3 protein-coding genes and 1 pseudogene are annotated in these 3,042 nt (G+C 55.7%); 3 read left to right on the top strand and 1 reads right to left on the bottom strand.

Annotated elements, in window-relative coordinates:
• The 3 genes and pseudogenes from AAFO90_RS24460 to AAFO90_RS24450 all read left to right on the top strand — a co-directional run.
• Nucleotides 1–206, top strand: a pseudogene (locus tag AAFO90_RS24460) (hypothetical protein); the annotation flags it as partial.
• A 3-nt stretch (nucleotides 207–209) separates the two neighbouring features.
• Nucleotides 210–689 carry a GFA family protein gene (locus tag AAFO90_RS24455; protein WP_347511138.1) on the top strand — a complete coding sequence of 160 codons (480 nt, stop codon included), beginning with the start codon at nucleotides 210–212 and terminating at the stop codon, nucleotides 687–689.
• Between the two features lie 357 nt (nucleotides 690–1,046).
• Nucleotides 1,047–1,844, top strand: coding sequence for a methyltransferase domain-containing protein (locus AAFO90_RS24450; protein WP_347511137.1), 798 nt, complete (start codon nucleotides 1,047–1,049; stop codon nucleotides 1,842–1,844).
• A 96-nt stretch (nucleotides 1,845–1,940) separates the two neighbouring features.
• On the opposite strand, the gene AAFO90_RS24445 is transcribed toward AAFO90_RS24450, so the two are convergent.
• Entirely contained in the window at nucleotides 1,941–2,810 is an 870-nt protein-coding gene (locus AAFO90_RS24445; protein WP_347511136.1) for an NAD(P)-binding domain-containing protein, read from the bottom strand.
• Nucleotides 2,811–3,042: the final 232 nt, after the last annotated feature.

Raw genomic sequence — 3,042 nt, 5'->3', positions numbered from 1 at the left:
GGCCGCATTGGAAAAACACCGCGACCCACAAAATGATGCGCTGGTTGACCCGTTGGATCAAGCCGCATAACCATGAAATCCGCAGCGTCGCCCGAAACGCTTTTCAACATCGTTCGGGACATTCCCACCAATCGCCCCATATCGATCCCGCTGAGGCTGAGCTTGTCGAAGCCCGGACGATCAAACACTATGATTTGGTGGCTTGAGAGATGACATCCAAAGATACAACAGACTTCACTGGCGCCTGTGGATGTGGGCAAGTGACGTATCGGATGTCGTCGGCTCCGATGTTTGTGCATTGCTGCCACTGCCAAGAGTGTCAGAAACAAACGGGTTCCGCATACGTGCTTAATGCGATCATTGAAGCGGAGCGCGTTTCCTGTAGCGGCGAAACGTCAGAACACAGACTCGCCACTCCCAGCGGCAAAGGGCAAATCATCACACGATGCGCATCCTGTGGCACAGCCGTCTTTAGTAGCTATCTCGTTCGATTGGGAAAGCTCACATACGTCCGCGTGGGGACACTGGACAATCCAGATCTCTGTCCGCCAGACGCACAGATATTTACAGCCAGCAAGCAGGCGTGGGTCCCGCTTGATAAGGACATTCCGATCTTTGAGGACTTTTATCAGTTCGCCGACGTTTGGCCGGAAGAGGCATATCGACGCCTAACCGCCATCTTTGGATAGTTTGGCTCAAATCTAAACGACGGCTTTGACCGCTCAGCTGACCTTGACTTCCGGTCTCAGTGCAAATTTGGTGTGCTGGCGAGGCGAACGGCGGGTGAGAGCCCGGAGCCGACGTTGTTCTTTACCGGGGACAGTCGTTCAGACCGGAGCGAAGACGGTCTCATTCGGTTCTTGGCACGGACACAGCTGCTGGCCAATCAACAGCTGACGATTTGTCCTAAACGTACCCCCAAAAAACGCGCTCATTTTGAGAACTGGGGTAACGCAAGTATACTGCCAAAAGCGACCGATACATCGTGCTTGCGGGAAAGGACGATGGCGGCCCGCACTTAGCGTCTCGGGAAAAAGGAGTTTACCATGGGGAACTCGTCCAGTTTTGCAGACCGTTATCAATCCGTTCTGGTGCCGGTGATTTTCGAGCCCTGGGCTCGGGAAGTGATCCGGCGTGCCGCCCCCCGCGCCGGGGAACACATTCTTGACCTCGGATGCGGCACCGGCGTGGTCATAAGACTGGTGGCTGAATTGGCTCCGGCGCCGGTTGGCCTGACAGGAGCCGATCACAGCCCCGAGATGTTGAATGTTGCGCGCTCATTGGCGGTACGTTCCGGGCTGGAAGCCGATTGGGTCGAAGCTGATGCTGCCGTATTGCCGTTCGAAAACTACCGTTTCGATCTCGCCTTTTGCCAGCAGGCGTTGCAATTTTTTCCCGACCGGCCCGCTGCGTTGCGCGAATTGCGACGTGTTCTGAAACCCGGAGGGCGGCTTTTTTTCAGTGTCCAAAGGGAACTGGACGTTAACCCTATGCTGAAAGCGCAGGCGGCGGCGCTGAACGCACATGTGGGAGAAGAGGCCGCTGCCGCCGTGCGAGCGATTTGCAGCCTGCCGGATGGCGTCGAACTCCGCGCGCTTTTTGAAGATGCGGGGTTTGAAGATGTCGAGGTAGAGGCGGTGACGCTAACGCTGCATCACCCCGACGCCCGCACCTTTGCCGCAGGTGCAATGGGCGGGATGCATACCGGTGACAAGCTTTCAGGATTAGCCAAAGATGGGGTCGAACGTGCCGTTGAGGCCTTTCTGGAGGGGCTCGGAGACTATTTCGATGGCGCTGGAATGCACGTCCCGCACGCGGCACATGTGATTTCGGCAAGATGCTGAGGCGAAGAGCAAAACTGGAACACTCGAAAGGCTTTTTCGTCCGCCCGACGGGCGTTCGTGCAACCTGCGGCTCATGGTTGCCCTGCACCTGAACTGTCAATCCACCGTTCCCGCATCGCCTCTCAGAACTTTGAACAACGCCATCACATGTTCTTCGCTATAGCCGACTTGGACTGCCCTGTCGAAAAGGCCACCAACGAGGTTCGGAAATCCGGCATCCATGCCTGCGTCAATGGCTTGCTGCTTCATCAGTTCCAACGATGCCCGCCAAACGGATAACGTGGCCGTCCTTTGATCGTATGTGCCATCCCGTATCGTTCCGACATGATGTTGAATGCGTGCATTGTCAGGAAACATCTCAATGAATTTTTGCAGTTCGATCCCCTCGGATTGGCATATGTTGGCAGCGTGCAGCATTCCAATGAATTCACCGAAGCGGGTCGATAACCATGCCAGGTCAAGCACGGATACGGCTGCAATGTCCTCGCCGAGATACTCGATCTTCCCGCCCTGATGGCTAAGGAGGCCTTCAACCGGCTTGTAGACAGACGACGGGCCGGAAAACAGGATATGACCGTCTTTCGTTCCCAAGTCTTGCGGGCCACAGTGAATGGCCCCATAAAGAAAGTCCGCATTTCTTTCCGTCAGCCATGTTTGGTCTTGTCTCACCTGTTTCGGCAGGCTGGTGCTGAGTTGAACAATGGTCCGACCCTCCAGGTGCGACCAGATCTCGCTGTTCCCAAAGAGGGTGAGAACCGAACTGGGGTCGTCCACACAGATGATTGAAACCGGACTTGCAGCGAGCGCTTCCGAGATCGTTTGGGCGATGGAGACGTTCACAGGTTTCAACGCCTCCGCTTTTTCGATCGTGCGGTTCCAAACGGTTATAGGAACCCCATCTTTCTGGCAGGCTTTGGCAAGTGCCGATCCCATCAAACCAAGACCGAAGATCGTCACTTCACTCATTGTCGCGCTCCCCAAACCAAATCCATGACGTGTAGAGGGACAGTATCCGCTAACCACCAAATGACAAAGGTCGGCTTTGTCCGCTCAGCTGACCTTGACCTCCGGTCTCAGAGCCCGATTTGAAACTAATTGAGTGAGTTCAGGAGGTTGTGTTTCTGTTCGGGTACGACACTGAACGGAGACCACGATGGCCTGGACCGAACTCACCCGCAGCCAGCATGCCCGTGAGGGC

Origin of the sequence: Phaeobacter sp. CAU 1743 (assembly GCF_039839315.1) — a bacterium.
GTDB lineage: Bacteria > Pseudomonadota > Alphaproteobacteria > Rhodobacterales > Rhodobacteraceae > Phycobacter > Phycobacter gallaeciensis_A.
Note: the sequence above shows the minus strand (reverse complement) of the source record. Positions and strands in the feature narration are given on the sequence as shown.